General features: G+C 66.9%; 1 protein-coding gene. It reads left to right on the top strand.

Annotated elements, in window-relative coordinates:
• On the top strand, positions 1–266 hold a 266-nt coding region (locus RVY79_RS19955; protein ID WP_317466314.1), incomplete at both ends, for a hypothetical protein.

Raw genomic sequence — 266 nt, 5'->3', positions numbered from 1 at the left:
CCACGCATCCGCACCATCCTGCTGACACTCGCCGCGACATGGCTGACCAGCGCCACTGCTGCCGTTGCCGCCTCCCTCACCTGGGGCGGTTGCGGGCACCCAAGTCCAAGCCAGGCGCTCTGGGCCGACTACGCAACGCAGTTCGCCACGCTGGAGCAGCGCGGCCTGAAGAGCTATCGCTTTGACGTGCCGCTCACCGGGGATGGCTCCGCCGCCGTGCAATTGCTACAAGCCCTGGTACCGCTGTCTCATGCGCACCACATCAC

The sequence above is a fragment of the Chromohalobacter sp. HP20-39 genome, from assembly GCF_033052815.1.
GTDB lineage: Bacteria > Pseudomonadota > Gammaproteobacteria > Pseudomonadales > Halomonadaceae > Chromohalobacter.
This window is presented reverse-complemented; position numbering and strand designations above follow the sequence as displayed.